This is a genomic window from Bartonella sp. MR30HLJHH, assembly GCF_042194195.1.
Taxonomy (GTDB): Bacteria; Pseudomonadota; Alphaproteobacteria; order Rhizobiales; family Rhizobiaceae; genus Bartonella; species Bartonella grahamii.
Window position 1 is genome coordinate 1 of the sequence record NZ_JBHIMO010000010.1, and the last position, 19043, is coordinate 19043.

Annotated in this window: 7 protein-coding genes and 1 tRNA gene; 3 read left to right on the plus strand and 5 right to left on the minus strand. The window is 39.0% G+C overall.

What is annotated here, in order from left to right:
- Window positions 1-235: 235 nt before the first annotated feature.
- From ACFIKR_RS06520 to ACFIKR_RS06540, 5 genes are all read right to left on the minus strand, one after another.
- Window positions 236-309 (minus strand) — tRNA-Gln (locus ACFIKR_RS06520).
- A 63-nt stretch (window positions 310-372) separates the two neighbouring features.
- Complete coding sequence (locus ACFIKR_RS06525; RefSeq protein ID WP_375659292.1) at window positions 373-1131, minus strand: ABC transporter ATP-binding protein; 759 nt, start codon at window positions 1129-1131, stop codon at window positions 373-375.
- Window positions 1128-2078 (minus strand): iron chelate uptake ABC transporter family permease subunit, encoded by a 951-nt coding sequence (locus tag ACFIKR_RS06530; protein WP_375659293.1) that lies wholly within the window; start codon window positions 2076-2078, stop codon window positions 1128-1130. The genes ACFIKR_RS06525 and ACFIKR_RS06530 overlap by 4 nt, the downstream gene beginning before the upstream one ends.
- Complete coding sequence (locus ACFIKR_RS06535) at window positions 2071-3027, minus strand: ABC transporter permease (RefSeq protein WP_375644975.1); 957 nt, start codon at window positions 3025-3027, stop codon at window positions 2071-2073. The genes ACFIKR_RS06530 and ACFIKR_RS06535 overlap by 8 nt, the downstream gene beginning before the upstream one ends.
- Before the next feature lie 102 nt (window positions 3028-3129).
- Window positions 3130-4080 (minus strand): siderophore ABC transporter substrate-binding protein, encoded by a 951-nt coding sequence (locus ACFIKR_RS06540; RefSeq protein WP_375659294.1) that lies wholly within the window; start codon window positions 4078-4080, stop codon window positions 3130-3132.
- Between the two features lie 197 nt (window positions 4081-4277).
- Here ACFIKR_RS06540 and ACFIKR_RS06545 point away from each other — a divergent pair, with 197 nt between their 5' ends.
- The 3 genes from ACFIKR_RS06545 (at window position 4278) to ACFIKR_RS06555 (ending at window position 18827) form a co-directional block, all read left to right on the plus strand.
- Window positions 4278-10964 carry an autotransporter outer membrane beta-barrel domain-containing protein gene (locus ACFIKR_RS06545; RefSeq protein ID WP_375659295.1) on the plus strand — a complete coding sequence of 2229 codons (6687 nt, stop codon included), beginning with the start codon at window positions 4278-4280 and terminating at the stop codon, window positions 10962-10964.
- A 676-nt stretch (window positions 10965-11640) separates the two neighbouring features.
- Window positions 11641-14769, plus strand: a complete 3129-nt coding sequence (locus tag ACFIKR_RS06550) for an autotransporter outer membrane beta-barrel domain-containing protein (RefSeq protein WP_375659296.1) — start codon at window positions 11641-11643, stop codon at window positions 14767-14769.
- Between the two features lie 1136 nt (window positions 14770-15905).
- A complete protein-coding gene (locus ACFIKR_RS06555) occupies window positions 15906-18827 on the plus strand; it encodes an autotransporter outer membrane beta-barrel domain-containing protein (protein WP_375659297.1) in 2922 nt (973 codons plus the stop codon).
- Window positions 18828-19043 lie beyond the last annotated feature (216 nt).

The window sequence follows — 19043 nt, forward strand, 5'->3', positions numbered from 1 at the left end:
GTATGCTTAGGATACAGAAAAATTATCAGTCAATTTGATTGATCATCTCAAATTGTGATTTTGAGCAGAAAAGAAAAAGAGGCTTTAAATGATCTTTGAAAGGTCTTTGAAGACCCTTTGAGAACCCCTTAAAAACTCTTTGAGAAAAAATAAATTGGTACAAAACCTAGTGGCAAAATATACAAAACCCGCTGGCAAGCTACACAAGCTACAGGCAAGCTACATACAGCTATACTGGCTGGGGAACTTGGATTCGAACCAAGATTGACGGAGTCAGAGTCCGCTGTTCTACCATTAAACTATTCCCCAATAAGCCAATTTTATCATCTCTAGCAGATTCTACAGTGTAGGCAAGCGCAAAAAATCTTTAGATTATCGATAATAAAGAGCGATAGGAATGTCATTGATTGTTTTGATTTGAATATCAACATCATAAATGTCTTTAAGAATTTCTGGTTGCATAATTTCTTTGGGAGTTCCACAATAGGCTGCTTTGCCATTTTTCAGTGCAACAATCATATCTGAATAAGATGAGGCAAAATTAATATCGTGCATAACAATAAGAATGGTTTTTTTCAGTTCATCAGCTGTGCGGCGTAACTGCTTCATCATAGAAACGGCATGTTTCATGTCCAGATTGTTTAATGGTTCATCTAGGAGAAGGTAATCAGTATCTTGGCAGATAACCATGGCTATAAAAGCGCGTTGACGCTGACCGCCAGAAAGCTCATCTAAAAAACGGTCTTGTAAATCTTGTAAGCCGAGATAGCGTAGTGCACTGTCGATAAATTGTTTATCTTCATGTGTATACCAGCCTTTTGAATAAGGATAGCGTCCGAAACTTACTAAATCGTACACGGTTAAACGGAAGGATAAAGGATTATCTTGACGCAGAATTGAGAGTTTTTGAGCCAAAATATCGTGGGGCATTTTATCAATATCAAAGCCGTCGATATGAATTGTACCATTATGGTGTGGCAAAAGACGTCTTATCAGCATTAAAAGAGTTGATTTTCCCGAACCATTTGGCCCAATGAGAGAAATAATCCCCCCTTTGGGAAGATGAAGGCATAAATTATCAATAATCAATCGTGCTCCGTAAGCCTTGGAAAGATGATTGATCTCAATCATTTTAGTTTTCCCTTCATCAGTAACATTAAGAAAACAATTCCTCCACAAAATTCAATGATAAAACTTAAACGTCCTGCCATGTGAAAAATTTGCTCTAAAATAAATTGTCCTCCCACCAAACAAATAATCGCTAATAATATTGCAATCGGCACAACAACACTGTGTTTTGCTTGAGGAGAAAGTTCATAGGAAAGGTTGGCAACTAACAGTCCAAAAAAGGTGACGGGGCCTACCAATGCGGTAGAAATGGAAACGAGAATGGAAACAAAAATAAGGACAGCTGTCGCACTTTTGTGGTAATTAACGCCAAGATTGAGGGCATTTTCACGTCCCAAAGCTAAAATATCAAGAAGATGACGGGAATGCCATCCAATCAGACTCACAATGAAGACAATGATTGTGGCAAAGCTTATTAATGGTGTATTGAATTTATTAAAATTTGCAAACATAATATCGGTTAAATTCATCATTTGGTCTGGATTTAGTTGCAATTGCATAAACATCCGTAAACTGAAAAAAAATCCGCCTAAAACAACACCGATTAAAAGCGTCAAATGAAGCCCTTTTAGGCTTCCTGAAAAGAGCCAGCGAAAAAGGCTTATTGAAAAAAGAATAAGAATGAGGGCTTCGAGAATGAGTTGTCCTTCTTCATTTAAAAAGGGTAAAGAAAGAGAGCCTACAAAATATATCAGAACAGTCTTTATTAAAATATAAAGCTGATCAAATCCCATAATTGAAGGGGTAAGAAGACGGTTATTAACGATTGTTTGAAATAAAACCGTAGAAACGCTTATGGCATAGGCAATAAGAAGCAGAGAGGAAAGTTTTGTAAGACGAAATGTCCATGTATAAACATTGATATTCCACGTCATGTAAAGACTAATGACAGTACATGCTATGATGATAAGTGTTGTTAGTACACATATTGTTTTTCTTCTTCTATCCAAGACGCTTTCTCCAGCGTAAAAGCAGTATCATAAAAATAAAACTACCGATTACACCCATCATAGTGCTGATGGGAATTTCAAGAGAGGGATGAATTATTCGTCCTACAAGATCACAAATCAAGACCAATCCTGCACCGCTGATGGCTACCCAAGGAGCAGTACGGCGCATATTATCGCCCATGAAATTTGACACAAGGTTGGGCACAATGAGTCCAACAAAAGGAATACGGCCAATGGTACAGACAACAACAGCAGTGATTGAGGCGACAATAAAAAGACCAAAAAACATGACAGCACGATAATTCAATCCAAGGTTATTGGTTAAATCTTCTCCCAAACTTGCAACTGTAAAGCGATCAGCAGTGAAATAGGCGAGAATACAAAGGGGAAGGGATAGCCATAAGAGTTCATATTTTCCTTCAAGAACCATTGAAAAACTGCCAAATAAGTAAGCTTGAAGAGAGGGAAGTAACATTTCATAATCTGCAATGGCATTGGTTAAAGAGCCAATAATATAGCTTAGCATAATCCCTGTAAGGGGTACAATGAGAGCAGATTTTAGAGGAATGCGGCGCAATAAAAATATAAAAAGTAAAGTGCCTGTCATGGCAAAAAGTGTCGCAACGACCATTTTTCCTAAAACAGAAATATCGGGCAGAAAAATCATAATAAAAAGAATGCCAAGCGAAGCAGATTCAACAGTTCCAGCGGTTGATGGCTCGACAAAGCGATTGCGTGTCAATAGTTGCATAATCATACCTGAAAGTGCAAGTGATGCACCTACTAAAAGGATTGCAATGGTACGAGGAAGACGTGTTTGCCAAAAAATAAGCCACGCATGGGGATCTGCTGCGAAAAGGTCAGAAGGCGTGACATCAGAATAACCAACAAAAATGCTGAGGATGGACAGGAGAATGAGAAGTGTTATGGTTATCCAGTAATTCTTCACGTTAAATCATTTTCTAACAAAACCTAAAAAAGCAAAGACTGCTTAATAAACAATCTCTGCTTTTAAATTTTATTTATATAGCAAGCAAGCTCTTTTGTACGCTTATTTGCTCTTTGTAAAGGCTTCATTGATCTGCTTAGCGGTTTCAATAAGTCCCGTTAAACCACCACTTGCACGATACCAGCTCCAAGAGTCCAAATAAATAATTTGATTTTGTTTGCTTGCTATTGTGCGGTGAACAAGCTCATTGTTAAGCAATTGTGCTGCAGATTGCCCTTCACGTCCAATTGCGGCATCCCGATCAATCACCAACAACCAATCAGGATTTGTCTCAAGAATAAATTCAGGAGAAATGAGCTGTCCATGTTTTTGTACAGTGAGTTTATCGGTTGCTGGGGCAATTCCAAAAGCGGAATGCAAAATATCAAAACGTGATTTTGGTCCTAAGGCACTGATTTTTCCACCAGAGGTCATGAGTACAAGACCATGGCCTTTTCCTTTAGTATTTTTACGAACTTCAGCTAAAGTTTCATTGAGTTTTGCAATTTCTGCTGCAGCTTCTTTTTCTTTGCCAAAAATTTTGCCAAGGATAGACACATTCCGTTCAATATCTGCAAGAGAGTTTTCATTTCCTACAGTTAGATCAATTGTTGGAGCGATTTTGGATAAATCGTTATATTTTGCTTGAGTTCTGGAGGAAATGATAATCAAATCAGGTTGAAGAGTGGCAATTTTTTCATAATCGGGTTCAAAAAGGGTACCAATTTTTTCATATTTTGCATCATCAAATTGTTGCAGATAGGATGGTTTTTTTCCTTCAGGAATACCGATAACCGCTTTGATACCAAGGCGATTCATATTATCAAGAGAGGCAATATCAAACACAATAACCTTTTGCGGAGAAGCGGGAACAGGAGTCGTGCCTGAAACATGATTAATTGTTACATTTGTTTGAGTACTCGTATTTGCAATACTCGTCTGTGTCCATAAAGCTGTTGCAAAGCTGGTTGCAACCAGTAAAACAGAAGTCATCCGTTTCATATATTTTATCATCGTAATTTTATCCTTTTATCTAATATTATAAGGGTTTGCGCACTTAAAAACTTAACTTTGGTATTTTTATGCACAAAATGAAGCGTAAATAAATAACACTATGTTGTAAAGTTGACTAACATATGTTACAAATTGTTCACTTACCTCATTTTCACTTAATTCTAGTGTTTTTGCAACATATTTAGAAAGTTTAACATATGACCAATGTATTTAAAAAGCGTACAAGTCTGTACGCACTGACAACAAGTGCTCTCTTCTTTTTACAAAGTGTAGATGCTTCTATGGGGGCTAGTTGGTTTAACATATCACTTCCAAGACTACCTTCTTCACTTTCATCTCTGATACCATCTTTCGGAGGTTCATCACCATCTCCTGAGCCTAAAGAAGAATTGCCCGCGCCTCCTGCACCACGAGTCGCTGACCCAGGCGCTGGCGTTCCTGGCGCTGGCGTTCCTGGTGCTGGTGGTGCTGGTGGACTTGGTGGTGCTGGTGGACTTGGTGGTGCTGGTGGACTTGGTGGTGCTGGTGGACTTGGTGGTGCTGGCGGACTTGGTGGTGCTGGTGGACTTGGTGGTGCTGGTGGACTTGGCGGTGCTGGCGGACTTGGTGGTGCTGGCGGACTTGGTGGTGCTGGCGGTGCTGGTGGTGCTGGTGGTGCTGGCGTTGGCGGTGTCCCTGGCGGTGTTGGTGTTGGCGGTGTCCCTGGCGGTGTTGGTGTTGGCGGTGTCCCTGGCGGTGTTGGCGTTGGTGGTGTCCCTGGCGGTGTTGGCGTTGGTGGTGTCCCTGGCGGTGTTGGCGTTGGCGGTGTCCCTGGCGGTGTTGGCGTTGGCGGTGTCCCTGGCGGTGTTGGCGTTGGTGGTGTCCCTGGCGGTGTTGGCGTTGGCGGTGTTCCTGGCGGCGTTGGCGTTGGCGGTGTTCCTGGCGGCGTTGGCGGTGTTGGTGTTCCTGGCGGCGTTGGCGGTGTTGGTGCTCCTGGTGCTGTCCCCGGTGCTCCTGCTCCTGGTGTTGTACAAGGTGCTCCTGTTGCAAGTCCATGTTCTGATGGGAGTTTCTTGTCCCTTAACTCTGTGCTCTGTTCTGATGGGGGGATGCATATACTAAAGAACAGCAGTATTGGTGTGTTGAAGTTTGGTGATAACGCTATGCATGTAGCAGGACAGGTTACTCAGAGTAAGAAGTATAGAGAGCTGGAGTTGTATGAATATGACGAGGGTCAGAGAGGTGAATATGTCGAGTATTCAATTAGAGGTACAACTGTTGAGTTAGAGAAAGTGTCTATTAGGGGGGCAGATTTGCCAAAAGGTGGTTTGATTTTAGATGCTAATGAATACAATGATCCTAATGGTAATCCTAATAATTTAAATGACGATCTTGATCAAAAATTGGGGGCTGGGGTACTAGCAACGCTTAGTTCAACAGTTAAACTGAAAAATTCACATATTAAGGAATTTATAGTTGGGGTTGATGCTCAAAACGAGGCAAGGATTCATATGAAGGGTGGAGGAATCTATTATGCTGGGATAGGAGCTTTTGCTGATCTTCAGTCGTTTATTTCTCTAAATGGAGTGGGTTTGCACGCTGTTGGGATTGGTTTGTACAGTGCTGATAGGTCTGGAATAATGATGCAATCTGGGTCAATTAATCTTGATAAAGGTGGGGTGGGAGTTGTATCGGGATATAAAGGGATTGTAAAACTAGATGGGGTTGATATTAACCTTAAAAAAGGGATGAGTGGGCGAGAGAGTTCTGATTCTAAAGATTCTTCAAATCTTATTTTCTTATCAAATGGAGGTCTTATTTCTTTTAATAAAGGGAACGTTAAGGCCTCTGATGCAGTTGCTCTTTGGGTTACTTCTGATGCTAATGAGCTTGTAGTTGCTCCAGTAGATGATCGTGCTTTTGCGATTGGTGTTTTGCAGGATCGTTTTGATATTGGTGGTAATCATAATGATAATGGTGATTCTCTTTATACAAAGGATGAAATGCTTGAGATGAATGCACTTTATGATGCGTATCACGCTCCCGCTGGTGCTCTTGAGAATGCTCATTCTACTCTATATTGGACTGTAGGTAGTACCAATGCCTTGAAATATATAGGACATATTACGGGCGATGGGGAGAATAATAGTCCTTTTAAGATTAAAGCTAATATTCAAGGATCAAATATTCAAATAACGGGAACAGATTCTTATGGCATATATTTTAATACCGTATCTGCAGAAGATGAAGAAGAATTAGATGAAGCAGAAAACATAAGAAAGAGCGACAATCGTCCTAAGGCACAGATGGTTGCTTTAGAAGAAACTACTCTTAAAATTCCAGAAGGTATAGCTATTTATGGTGGTGATTTAAATGGTGCTGTCATTTTAGGAAAGAATACGGTTCTTTCGGGTGATCTATTTTTAAAAGTTGAATCTCATTCTCATCTATTGGTGCACGCTTATAAATCTTCGATTATAGGTGCAGCTCGTGTTGATGAGAATGCAAATGCTGAGCTTTATTTGTCTCATTCAGGATTGTATTTAACAAAAAGTGTTCATCATAAACAATTGGGGCAAGGTACAAATCATATAGATTCAAATCTTTCGGCGGTATATCTTACAAATAGTAGTATTGTATTTTTGCCTCCAAGAAGTGCAGATGAAGGTTATCAAACACTGCGTCTAGGTAGAGGGTTGGATGCTCGTGGAGATTCTAGGCTTTATGTCAATGTGGATTTTGTTTCTGGTGATTCAGGTAACGTTAAGCTTGTGTCTGATAAGCTTTTGGTTTACGGCGATGTTACTGGAAAAACGAAGGTGTATGTAAATGATAATTCTGTCATCACCACTTTAAATAAAAACCTAAAAGATGGAGAGAAAATTCAGCGTCAAGCTGTGCAAAATCAAGGTGAACGGGAGCAAAAGACGAAAAAACCTGCCGCTCTTCATATTATTGAAGTTTATGGAGATGCAGAAAAAGATTCTTTTGAACTTGCTGATGAATATGTCACATTGCAGGGATCTCCTTATCAATATATTCTTAAGGCGTCTGGTCCAATAACATTTTCCAGGAATTCAGAAGAATTGGGAGGTGATCCTGATACACTGTGGACTTTCAGCTTAGAAAGTAAGTTAGAAAATGGTGAGGGGCGGCGAAATATAGCTGCTAGTATAGCTCATGGACCTCGTAATAGTATTAAGCCTGTTGTTTTTGATGTTTCGTCATCTGAATTTGATGTTTCGTCATCTGAGGGTGAAGGCACTGTATCTGGGGGCAATGGTTCTTCAGCACTTAATCAAGTTACTGCCTCTGTTTTGCCTAGCAATCCTGAAATACTTGGGAGATCTGATGTAGAAGAGCCTGATGTGGATTCAGTTGATGCATCTGTTGGAAATCTTATTCCAACTTTTGAAGTTTCAGGACATACTCCATCTGCTTCACAAAGTGTTTTGGCAACTGAGGAAACTGTTGATGAAAGTGTAGATACTTCTCTTCTTGGTAATTCAAGTGCGGAATCTGATGATGTAGGGTATGATATAGTAGACGAAGAAGGTAATAGTACAGAGGGTAATAGTGCAGCGGTTGTATTAATTCCGTCTCAGGCTGTTACATCTTCTGCTCCTCAAGCTTCTACGCTGGAGAGTTCTGTACTTGGAAGGTCTGACACAGGCGATTCTGATGTGAAATTAGGTCCTTTGACTGGAACTTCTCCAGTTTCTGAAACTGAAGAACGGACTTCATCTTCTGCTCCTCAAGCTTCTACGCTGGAGAGTTCTGTACTTGGAAGGTCTGATACAGGCAATTCTGATGTGAAATTAGATTCTTTGACTGGAACTTCTCTAGTTTCTGAAACTGAAGAACGGACTTCATCTTCTGCTCCTCAATCTTCTTCGTTGGAAAATGTCAAGACTGAAGTGCCTGCAGCTTCTAGAAAAGCCGAAAAGCCTAAGGTTTCTTCTACCCTAGTTAATTCTACTAAATCTAAGCAAAAGAAGCCTACATCTAAGGAGAAGGAAGGTAAACCTGTAGCGCGTGTTCTACTTTATAATAAAGGAACTGATACGCTTAGATCTGAATTGCAAGAGCCTGTGGTTGTGTATACTGTTGCATCAGCCAATGGTATAAAGCAGGAAGGTGTTTCTTCTCAGTGTAGTAATACGGGGGAAAATGGTACGGAAAGATTGCAAGGTGCTTATTTTTGTAGTGATGGTCAATCACATACAATGACAAATCTTACACTGAATGCAAGTGAGAGAACTCAGCATTCTATGCATGCAAAGAGTAATACAGTTGTTAAATTAGAAGGTGCTACTATTAGTGGTGCAGATTCTTCTGATAGTAAAAATAGTGTTGATTTGACTGCAATACAGGCTGTGAGTGCTGTTCTTGCAGAAGAAAAAGCAGAGATTGTTTTGGATAATAAATCAACAATTACATCTTCTTTGATTGGGCTTGAAGCGCAAAGTGGCGGAAAGGTTAAGATGACTGGAGGGACAGTCAATGCGCTTTATGTGGGTGCTTTGGCTGGTTCTGGATCATCTGTTAATTTAAAGGATACAAAAATTAACGTGACGGGGGATGTTGCAGCTGGTCTGGCAAGTCAAGGCGGTAAGATAACCATGGATTCTGGGGCTATTACTTTGGCAAAGGGAGTAGCAGTGTTGTCAGAATCTGGGGGGAGCGTAGAGTTAGACAAAGTTAGCATTAATGTGAAAAAAGCGACAGGGAAGTTAGATTCCATAGAGAACTTAGAGCGTGCAGCTTTTCTGTTGAGTGATAATGCTTCCATTGATTTTAAGAATGGAAATGTTGTTACTGATTCTCGTGCTTTGTGGATTATGAACTCTGGTGATAATGTGGTTGAGGCCGGTTCTTCTAGGAGAAGGAGATCTTCTGAGGTTCGTCCTACTATGAATCGCGCAAATATCGAGTCTTCCACTGTTAAAGTAGAAGGTGATGGAACCTATGGTATATATTTTGATGGAGTAACACAGAAAGAAGAGAGTCAACAAAATCGAAGTAAGGACTTAGCAACTGAGGAAGCAGTTGTTGTTAAGTGGAGTGCTGTATCCAAACAGGAGAAAACACCTATAGGCATAACAGGAACAGTTTCGTTGAAGAAAACTGATTTTGAAGTTGCAAAGGGTATAGCTATCTATGGTAATAATTCTGGTGGTCATGTTTCATTAGAAAATAAAACAACTCTTGCTGGTGACTTATTATTAAAAGCCGAGAATGATTCTAATATATCAGTTACGGTTGATAACTCTATTGTTACAGGCGATGTTCGCGTTGATAAAAGTTCTTATGCAAAATTAGACTTGGCTAATAGTTCACAGTGGGTTTTAAAAAGAAGTGCGCAGAAGAATTTGGGTACTTTAGATTCAGGATGTGTGAATTCATGCGTTTCTTCTGTGAGACTTGTAAATAGTATTATTGATTTTGCACCTTCGGAATCTGAAGGAAAATATCAGACTCTCCATATTGGAAATGGAAAAGGAACAGTTTATGCGGCACAGGGTAATGCTTCAATTCATCTCAATGCACGTTTAAATCCTCGTGATCCGAGTGATCAGCAAGTCACGGATCGGCTTGTCATTCATGGTGATGTTTTTGGAAAAACAAAAATACATGTACGAGGTGATGCGGGCAACGTAGGGGATGGTCAAGCGAATGCCAAGGTTGCTCATAGTGTTTCAATTATTCAGGTCTATGGTCAAGCGAAGAAAGACTCTTTCCAACTCGATGGCAATTATGTTGCACTGAGCAACTCACCTTACAAATACACTCTTCGTGCTTATGCTCCAAAAGCGACTTCGAAACAGGAGCATGTTCAGCAGAAGTTTGTTAAGGATGGTGGAGAGTTTTGGAATTTCCGTCTAGAAAATCAGTATGTTAAGTCTATGGGATCTGCTGCCCTTCCTGAACAATTTGTAAGGTCTGTTGTTCCACAGGTTCCAACTTATCTCAGCTTGCCTAATAGCGTATTCCACGCTGGTTTGATGGATATTAGCAATCAAAATAAGCAATTGGAGACGTTGCGGATGACTTCTACAGGAATGGTAGACGTTCGTGAAAATTCTGCTTTATATTTACGCGGCTATGGTGGAAGTTATCGTTATGCTTCAGATCTGTCCGCACTTGAATATGGTTATGACGGCGATCTTAGTTATAATGGTGTAGAGGCAGGTGTTCTGCTGCAAACTATTGAAAATTCTGATAGCGCTATATCCTTTGGTGTTATGGGAACTTATGGAAAACTTTCTCTGCAGCCTTTGAATGTTGAGCAAAGTCAGAAGAGTGCATTTGATAAATGGACTGCTACAGTATATGGTAGCATGCAGCATAATGTTGGCTTCTATGTTGACGGTCTTTTATCCTATGGGCTGTTCAAAGGTGATGTTCTCACCCTTGCACGGGGTAAGACAGCAACATTGAAAGGTAATCCTTTAAGTGTTTCCGTATCTGGTGGTCAGACAATTGCTACAGGATATAAGGGTTTTGTCTTTGATCCGCAGGTTCAGGTTGTGTATCAACATCTCCAGTTTAATAAAGCCCGTGATATCGACAATTTTGATATTGAAATGGGTAACCTTGATCAGTGGGTGGCACGTGTTGGTGGACGCTTAACCAAGACTCCTACAGGCTCTGAAGGCGTGAATGCTGTTGCTTTCTATGGTAAGCTTTATCTTGCTCATGGTTTTGAAGGAAAACAGTCTGTGCATTTCAATGATGCTTTCAAGTTAGGGGCTTTTGGTTCTTCATTAGAGGCTGGGTTAGGCTTTAATGCCAAATTGTTGCCACAGTTCTCTCTGCATGCTGATGTTCTCTATCAACATAAGCTTAATAAGGCTGGTTTTTCTGGAACAAGTTTTTCTGGTGGAGTACGTTATCAGTTTTAATATAAAGTACGCTATGTACTTTTTAAAAAAGGCAGCACATTGTGCTGCCTTTTTTCTTTGTAACAACTTGTGTTTCTCTTAAAAGCTTTTCATCTTCTTGATTGAGCAAAAAAGGACATAGTTTGTTTTATGCATGAGAGCGCTTTTCTACGCTAAAGCGAATTTTCTTAAAATTTATGCTGCTACTGATGCGATGGAGCGCCTCGCTTTTATCAGCTTTTTAAGCGTTCAGCGGTCCAGTATGCGTTACGTTATCCTTTTTTGTACTGTATTGATATTATCTAATATAATATTTGATGTTTTCTAAAACTCGTTTTTGAGAGTTTGTTTTCCACTGATTTAAATCATTGTTTTATTTATCTCCTTGTGGATTAATTTTTAAAGTTCACAAGGTTTGGTTGTTTTTTTAATTAATTGCACGCACTGATTTTATTTTTTCTTTACACGAAATACAGAATGCATTATACACTTATAAAGTGTGATTGTTTATTATTCTCTTATAGGTGGTTTTAGCGTAGAGCTTCTGCCAAATCTATTGGGGTAATTCATTGCACAGTTCAGATGAGCATGAGGCATGTTCTTTTTGTTACACTTTTCGTGTTTTGAGGTGTGCAATGGGATGTTTTGCAGGTGCTTTTATTTTTAATGAGAGGGGAAGAAAAGTTTCGAGGGAACTATGATTAAAGTTTTTAGAAATCATCTATGTTTATGTGCTTGTACAACAGCTATCCTCTCTTTGCTCCAAAATGGAAGAGAAGTTTATGCGGCTACAGAGAAGGTCGATAAACCTTATGTTATAACTGTTACTCCGATTAACAGTATTCGTGTTACTTCTGGTTCTCGTCTTGGTGGGAGTAATGCATATAAGCCTCTTCTTAGGGGAGAGAATGGGGTTAATTATTATCCTCCTATTGGCGACAACGATGTGGGTATTCGTGGGGGGAGTGACTATCATGAGCTTAGTGGAGAGATTGGAGAGAATGGGCGTAAGAATAATGTAGATAATACGGTTAAAAATGAGGACTTTGATGGAAGAGGTGTGAATCCTGGGTTTTATTACTATAATGGGTTGTATTATATATGCGATAATTGCGGGAAGTCTAAAGGGGAGCCTAAAATTGATAATAAATCTTATAGGATTACAAATAAGAACGTTTCCAATTATCCTGATGAACCTACTGCTATAACGGTAAAAGGAATAGGCACAAGGGTTAGTGGGGAGGATGTAACGGTTAGTAGTCAAGTTGCTGATAAAACTTTTCTAATGGGGGTACATGTATTAGAGAACGGTAAGATTGTTTTGAAAGATCCGATTATCAAAAATACAGTTATAGCCCTTCGTGCGAGTAATGGAGTGATTGAGGTAAAAAATGGAAAGATTAAGGAAAGTCATGAGGGTGTTGATGCAGCAGAGAACTCGTTTGTTCTTTTAGAAGATACAGAAATTAAGACCGCTAATGGGAATGCGAGTCTTTTAAGTTATGATCATTCAGAAATTTGGATGTCAGGTGGATCAATTGATTTTATGAACAGCCATGGGGTTTCTTCGACGTTAGGTGGGAAGGTAAATCTCGAGAATGTTGAAATTACTGGGAAGGCGGACAACGGCAAGGATCATGCGGTTGTGCATATGGATTCAGGGGCGGCTGTTAATTTAGAGGGTACGACTATTCGTGCTATGGATGTCCATGGCATATTATTAGGAAATACAGTCAATTCTATTCCTTTGCAGGAAGTTAAAGATTTATCAAATGAAGATTCTGATTCAAAGATTCCTGTGACTGAAGTTAATATGAAATCCTCTTCTGTTACTGTAAAGGGTAAGGGATCTTATGGTATCTATTTGCGGGGAGAGAAGCCATGGAGTGAAGGTGGGGATAAAAAAGAAGAAATTTCATCAGAGGAAGAAAAAGCTTTACCACGATTAGAAGTTGTTAATTTGGATAAAACAGAGCTTTCTGTTTTAGACGATGTGGCTCTTTATGGTAGAAACATTATTTCTGGTGCAGTGGGGTTGGTGCACAGCACTCTTCGTTCAGGGAATTTTTTATTAAAAGCTGAGGAAGGTGCTTCTATAACAGTTTTGGCTGATGCTTCTACTCTTGAAGGCCGCACACATGTTGATAAAAATTCTAATGCCGAACTTTATTTGGGAGGCCGTTCTAAATGGATTTTACAACAGCCGTTGCAAAAAGATCAACATGAGGCTGCCCATGATTCTTCTATTTCACTCGTTAGTCTTATGGGTGAGAGCTCTATTAATTTTAAAAGACATGAATCTTCTTCTGCTGATGATTATCAAACTCTTCGTATTGGAAAGGGAAAGGGTGAAGTTTATAGAGCACGGGACGGTGCCTCTATTTCCCTTAATAGCTATCTGAATAGTGGTGGGGCTCTTGATCATCAAAAGACTGATCGTGTTTTAATTCATGGTGATGTTTTGGGAAAAACAAAGCTCCAGGTGCATGGGGTTTCAGGAAGTCCAGGAGGATACACGGGAAAGGGAGGAAATGATGAAGGTATTTCAGTCATTCAGGTTTCTGGACAAGCAGAGCAAGATTCTTTTCAGTTGGAAGGTGGTTATGTAGCATTAGATAAATTACCTTATCAGTATAAGCTTTATAGTTATGGTCCAGGGTCTCATTTAGGAAAAGCAAACATGGATCAAAGATTAGTTGAAGGGAACGGAGAATTTTGGGATTTTCGCCTTGAAAGTAGATCTGTAGATTCTGATGTTAAACCTAAACCAGATCCTGCTCCGAAGCCTTTTCCTGACCCAATTCCAGGACCAGGACCTTCTCCAGCACCTGCTCCGGAGCCTCATCCTAAGCCGGGAGTTAGGGCTGTTGTTCCGCAGGTTCCGACTTATCTGCTTTTGCCTAATGCCTTACGCCATATTGGTTTGATGAATGTGAGCAACCAAAATAAGCGATTAGAAGCTTTACGAATTCCTTCTGGGGGTTTATTAGAAAGTCGTGAAAATCCTTTCTTTTTTGTGAGCGGTTATGGCGGCAATCATCGTTATACTTCAAATCTTTCCGCGCTTGAATATGGTTATGGCGGCGAGCTTGATTATAATGCCATAGAGGCAGGTGTTTTGCTGAAAGCAATCGAAAATATGTATGGTTCCACTTCTTTTGGAATTATCGGGGCCTACGAGAGATTTTCTTTGCAACCTTTGAATGTTGAGCAGAGTCAAAAAAGTACATTTGATAAATGGTCAGTTACAGCATACGGTGGTATGCAGCATGATGCGGGTTTTTACGTTGATGGTCTTATGTCTTACGGTTTGTTTAAAGGTGATGTTCTAACAACTGCACGTGGCAAGACGGCAATATTAAAGGGAAATCCTTTAAGTGCTTCATTGACTGCTGGTAAAACGTTTATGGTGGGGGAGAACGGTTTTGTTTTTGATCCGCAAGTTCAAGTTGTTTATCAATATCTTCAATTTAATAAAGTGCATGATGTGGATGGCTTTGATATTGAGCTGGGAAAGCTTCATCAGTGGATAGGGCGTGTTGGAGGGCGTTTAACAAAGAGGCTAGTCGCAACTGATAAGGCTCAAGTTGTCTCTTTCTATGGTAAGCTTCATCTTGCTCACGGTTTTGAAGGAAAACAATTTGTGCATTTTAAAGATGCTTTTCAGCTAGGCTCTTTTGGTTCTTCATTAGAAACTGGATTAGGTTTTAATGCTCAATTGTCTCAAAATTTTGCGCTTTACGGCGATTTGGTTTATCAGCACAAGCTAACGAAAGCTGGTTTTTCTGGAACTAGTTTCTCTGGTGGTTTGCGTTATCATTTCTAGTGTTGTTGCTGTTTCTGATTCCTTTGAAAAAGCCACAAGTATAACTTGTGGCTTTTTCTCATTCTCTATTCATTTTGTGTTATAGCATTTTTACGAGAGTGTGACTTTGCATATCTTTGATATGCTTTTGGGTTGTAATTCTTTCATTTTTTTGAAAAGTTTGAAGAGTTTGTACGTTATGGTTTCAAAACGCATATTTCAGAGTGATTATTATATTATTTATAATATGCCGATTGATAAAGATATTTTTTAATTCAGGATGCTGAAATATTTTTAATGCTCTTATGATGAACCCATAAAAAGCATTCCTTTGCATATTATGTAAGATTGGCAAGTGGATAATTGTCTAAGAAAGGAGTCAATATAATTTGGGAAATCACCTTAGGAGGAGAGAATTTACAATATTAGAAATTGGCAAAGGAAAAGAAGATACTCAAGCGCAATGAGGGCTATATCCGCTGTCGTTGTGAAATGGGGATGGAAAAAAAGAGAGATATCTGAGAAAACTGATGAATGAGAAACATAATGACATATTGTTTTTGGAAAAGGTGTTTTCTTAAAAGGAATGCGATAAATAACAGGATGAAGTTATGTATAATCTTTACTTTTTAAAGATCTGGCTCTGAATGCTTTTGAATGTTGTCAAGTTGAATTAAAAGGAGATAGTAAAAATAGGAACTGATTTTTACACGTTCCTACTCTTTATTAGGCTGTCTTACCATGAAGATGTCTAAAAAGGTATATGTAAACTCTTGTTTTTCAATTTTGGTATATGTTTTGTCTGCTTACAAATACATATTGTTTCAATATAATATCTCTATCGTAAGGAGGTTGATTATACCCGTTTTGGTGGGATTAGACAGTAGTTAAAGTAGGCGTTTTTAACGCATGTCAACCGATTAAGGCTATTTTGGAATAACAACTTTGAAGGTGATTTTTCTGTCGTTCTTCAGTTATATTTTTGCAAATTCTTTGTAAAAGCGACAGATTTAGATTGTATTTTTGAGTAATTTTTTAATTTCATATTTACATAAAATACAAAAAATATTAATAAACTTCCTGTATTTAAATCAAAACGTATTAAATTTTGATGCGTTATGCGTTGCTCTGTGGTGGGGCGGAATTATGGTGTAATTATGGTAAATATATTTAAAAATCGTTTCTCCTTATGTACTTTTACAACAGCATTTCTTTTTTTTGCACACAATGTTGATGTTTTTGCAAACAATGCTGAATCTCAAGTTTCCTCTGGAAAAAAGCAGTCTTCATGTGATCAGAACGCAGCATTTTATCAGTGTTCTGATGGTGGAGAGCACGCAATTAATAATAAAGTTTATTCACTAACGGATAAAAATATTAATGGTGTTTATGGAGCCATAGAGGCGTCTAAGAAAGGTACAATTATTGAAGGCAAGAATATAACTGTTAAGGGTATTTTGGATGAAAAGAATAATTCGGAAAAGATTTTTTGGAAATATGGAGTAAAGGCATCAGAACAGGCAGGAGTCTCTCTGAGTGTTTCCAATTTGAGTGGCGTTTTAGTGGGGGTGGAAGCTCAAGATGGTTTCATCGTAATGTCTGGTGGATCAATTGATGCAATCAAAGTGGGGGCTGTTGCAGAAGGAAAATCTCAAAGTAGAGTTGATTTAACGAATACGCAAATTAGCCTAGGGAGTGTTGGGGTTAAAGCAGGAGAAAAAGGGTATTTTATTTTAGAGGGTGTTTCTATTACCGGCAAGGGTAGTACTGGCAAGGATGATCAAGAGCTGGATACAGGTCGTCAGGCAGCTTTTCACATATTTGAAGATGGTTATGTTGAGTTTATGAAAGGGTCTGTTGATGTTACTGATGCTCATGGGCTTTTATTGCAGGGAAATAAAGGTTCTCAGATTAATATTGGAGATTCCAATATTACAGTGAAAGGTAATGCATTTTATGGTATGCATTTTGAAGGTAAGGCAACATCAGGTGGTTCGTCAGAGGGGGAAGCATTGCGCGTTGATTTGAGAAAAACGCGTTTTGTTGTTCCAGATAGTATAGCTCTTTATAGCAGTCAATCTGGAAAGTCTAAAATATTTTTAAAGGAAACAAAGCTTTTTGGAGATTTGTTGCTGAAGGCTGATAGTAACTCTTCTATAAAGGTTGTTGCTGATGACTCTGCACTTGTCGGTCAAACTCAGGTTGATAATAGTTCTAAAGTTGACCTTGAATTGAAAAATAATTCACAGTGGGTTTTATTACAACCAAGACATAAAAAATTACAAAATCCTCATTATAGAGATGTTTCATTTATTTCATCGGTAAGGCTTTCTAATAGTTCTATTACTTTTGAAAAAACAAAGTCCAGTACTGATCATGCATATCAAACGCTTTATATTGGAAAAGGAACAGGTATTGTTTATCAGGCTTTTGGTGATGCTTGGATTCATTTGAATGCACGTTTAAATCCTAGTGATACAAGTGATCATCAAGTAACGGATCGGCTTCTCATTCATGGTGACGTTAAGGGAAAAACTATAGTCCATATACAAGGGGTTGCGGGAGGTTTAGAAGAAAAAAATAAAAAAGCGCATAGTGTTTCAATTATTCAAGTTTATGGAGATGCATCGTATGACTCTTTTCAACTGAATGGACAGTATGTTGCCTTAGAGGAGGCCCCTTATAAATATGTACTTCGTTCTTATGGTCCAAGTGCTACTGGAGAGGAGGAGCATGTTAAACAGAAATTTGCTTTGAATGGAGGCGCATTTTGGAATTTTCGTTTAGAAAATGAATATGTTCAAACATCTGATGTTTCTAAAAGTACTCCTATGGTTTCTAAACGTACACCTCCTGCACATGCTTCTTTTGAGGATATTGTTCCAGAATCTTCTGCGGATGTTGTTCCAGAATCTTCTGTGGATATTGTTCCAGAATCTTCTGCGGATGTTGTTCCAGAATCTTCTGTGGATGTTGTTCCAGCGTCTTCTGGTGATGTTGTTCCGGTGTCTTCTGCGGGTGTTGTGCCAGCGTCTTCTGTGGATGTTGTTTCAGCATCTTCTGCGGATAGTCTTTCTAAAATTAAAAATGTTCCCTCATCTGGACGAGGTGTAAGATCTGTTGTTCCTCAGGTACCAACTTATCTCCTTTTGCCAAATAGTTTGTTCCATGTAGGTTTGATAGATATTAGCAATCAAAACAAGCAGTTGGAGACAGTACGGACTAATTTGGGTGGAATGTTGGAAATTCGTGAAAATCCTGCTTCATTTTTGCGTGGCTATGGTGGGAGTTATCGTTATGTTTCAGATTTATCTGCGCTTGAATATGGTTATGGAGGGGATCTAGGGTACTATGCGCTAGAGACAGGTGTTTTGCTACAAACTGTTGAGAATGTTGACAGTACTATATCCTTTGGGGTTATGGGGTCTTATGGAAAGCTTTCTCTACAGCCTCGAGATGTTGCACAAAGCCAAAAAAGTACATTTGATAAATGGACTGCTACAGTATATGGCAGTATGCAGCATGATGTAGGATTCTATGTTGATGGTCTTTTATCCTATGGTCTGTTTAAGGGAGATGTTCTGACAACTGCTCGGGGTAAGACTGCAACATTGAAGGGTAACCCTTTAAGTGTTTCCTTGATGAGTGGTCAGAAAATTGCCACAGGATATGAAGGTGTTGTTTTTGATCCACAGGTTCAGGTTGTTTATCAACATCTTCAATTTAATGAGGCTCGTGATATTGATAATTTTAATATTGAGATGGGTAAACTGGATCAATTGATGGTACGTATGGGTGGTCGTTTGATGAAGACCCTGACTGCGTCTGAAAAAGATCGTGATGTTTCTTTCTATGGAAAGATTCATTTTGCCCATGATTTTGGCAAAGAAAGAGCTGTGCGCTTTAAAGATTCTTTCCAGTTAGGGGCTTTTGGTTCTTCTCTAGAGGCTGGATTAGGGCTTAATGCTCGCTTGTCTCAAAAAGTTGCGCTTCATGGTGACTTGGTTTATCAGCATAAGTTGAGCAAAGGTGGTTTTTCCGGAATCAGTTTTTCTGGTGGTTTGCGCTATCGTTTTTAGGATGATCATCTTGGGGTAAGTTATTTAAAAAGCCACAAGCATAGCTTGTGGTTTTTTATTATTTGTTTGCAACTTTTAAAATATGTTTTTTGCATGAGCAAGTTTGTTTCTTTTTAGAAACGAGATAAGGCTTTCTGGTTTGCAGTTCTTGCTTCTTATGCTGTTTTTCTTCCTTTAGTGTATTTTTATTAAATTCTCTTGAAATCACCGCTTTGG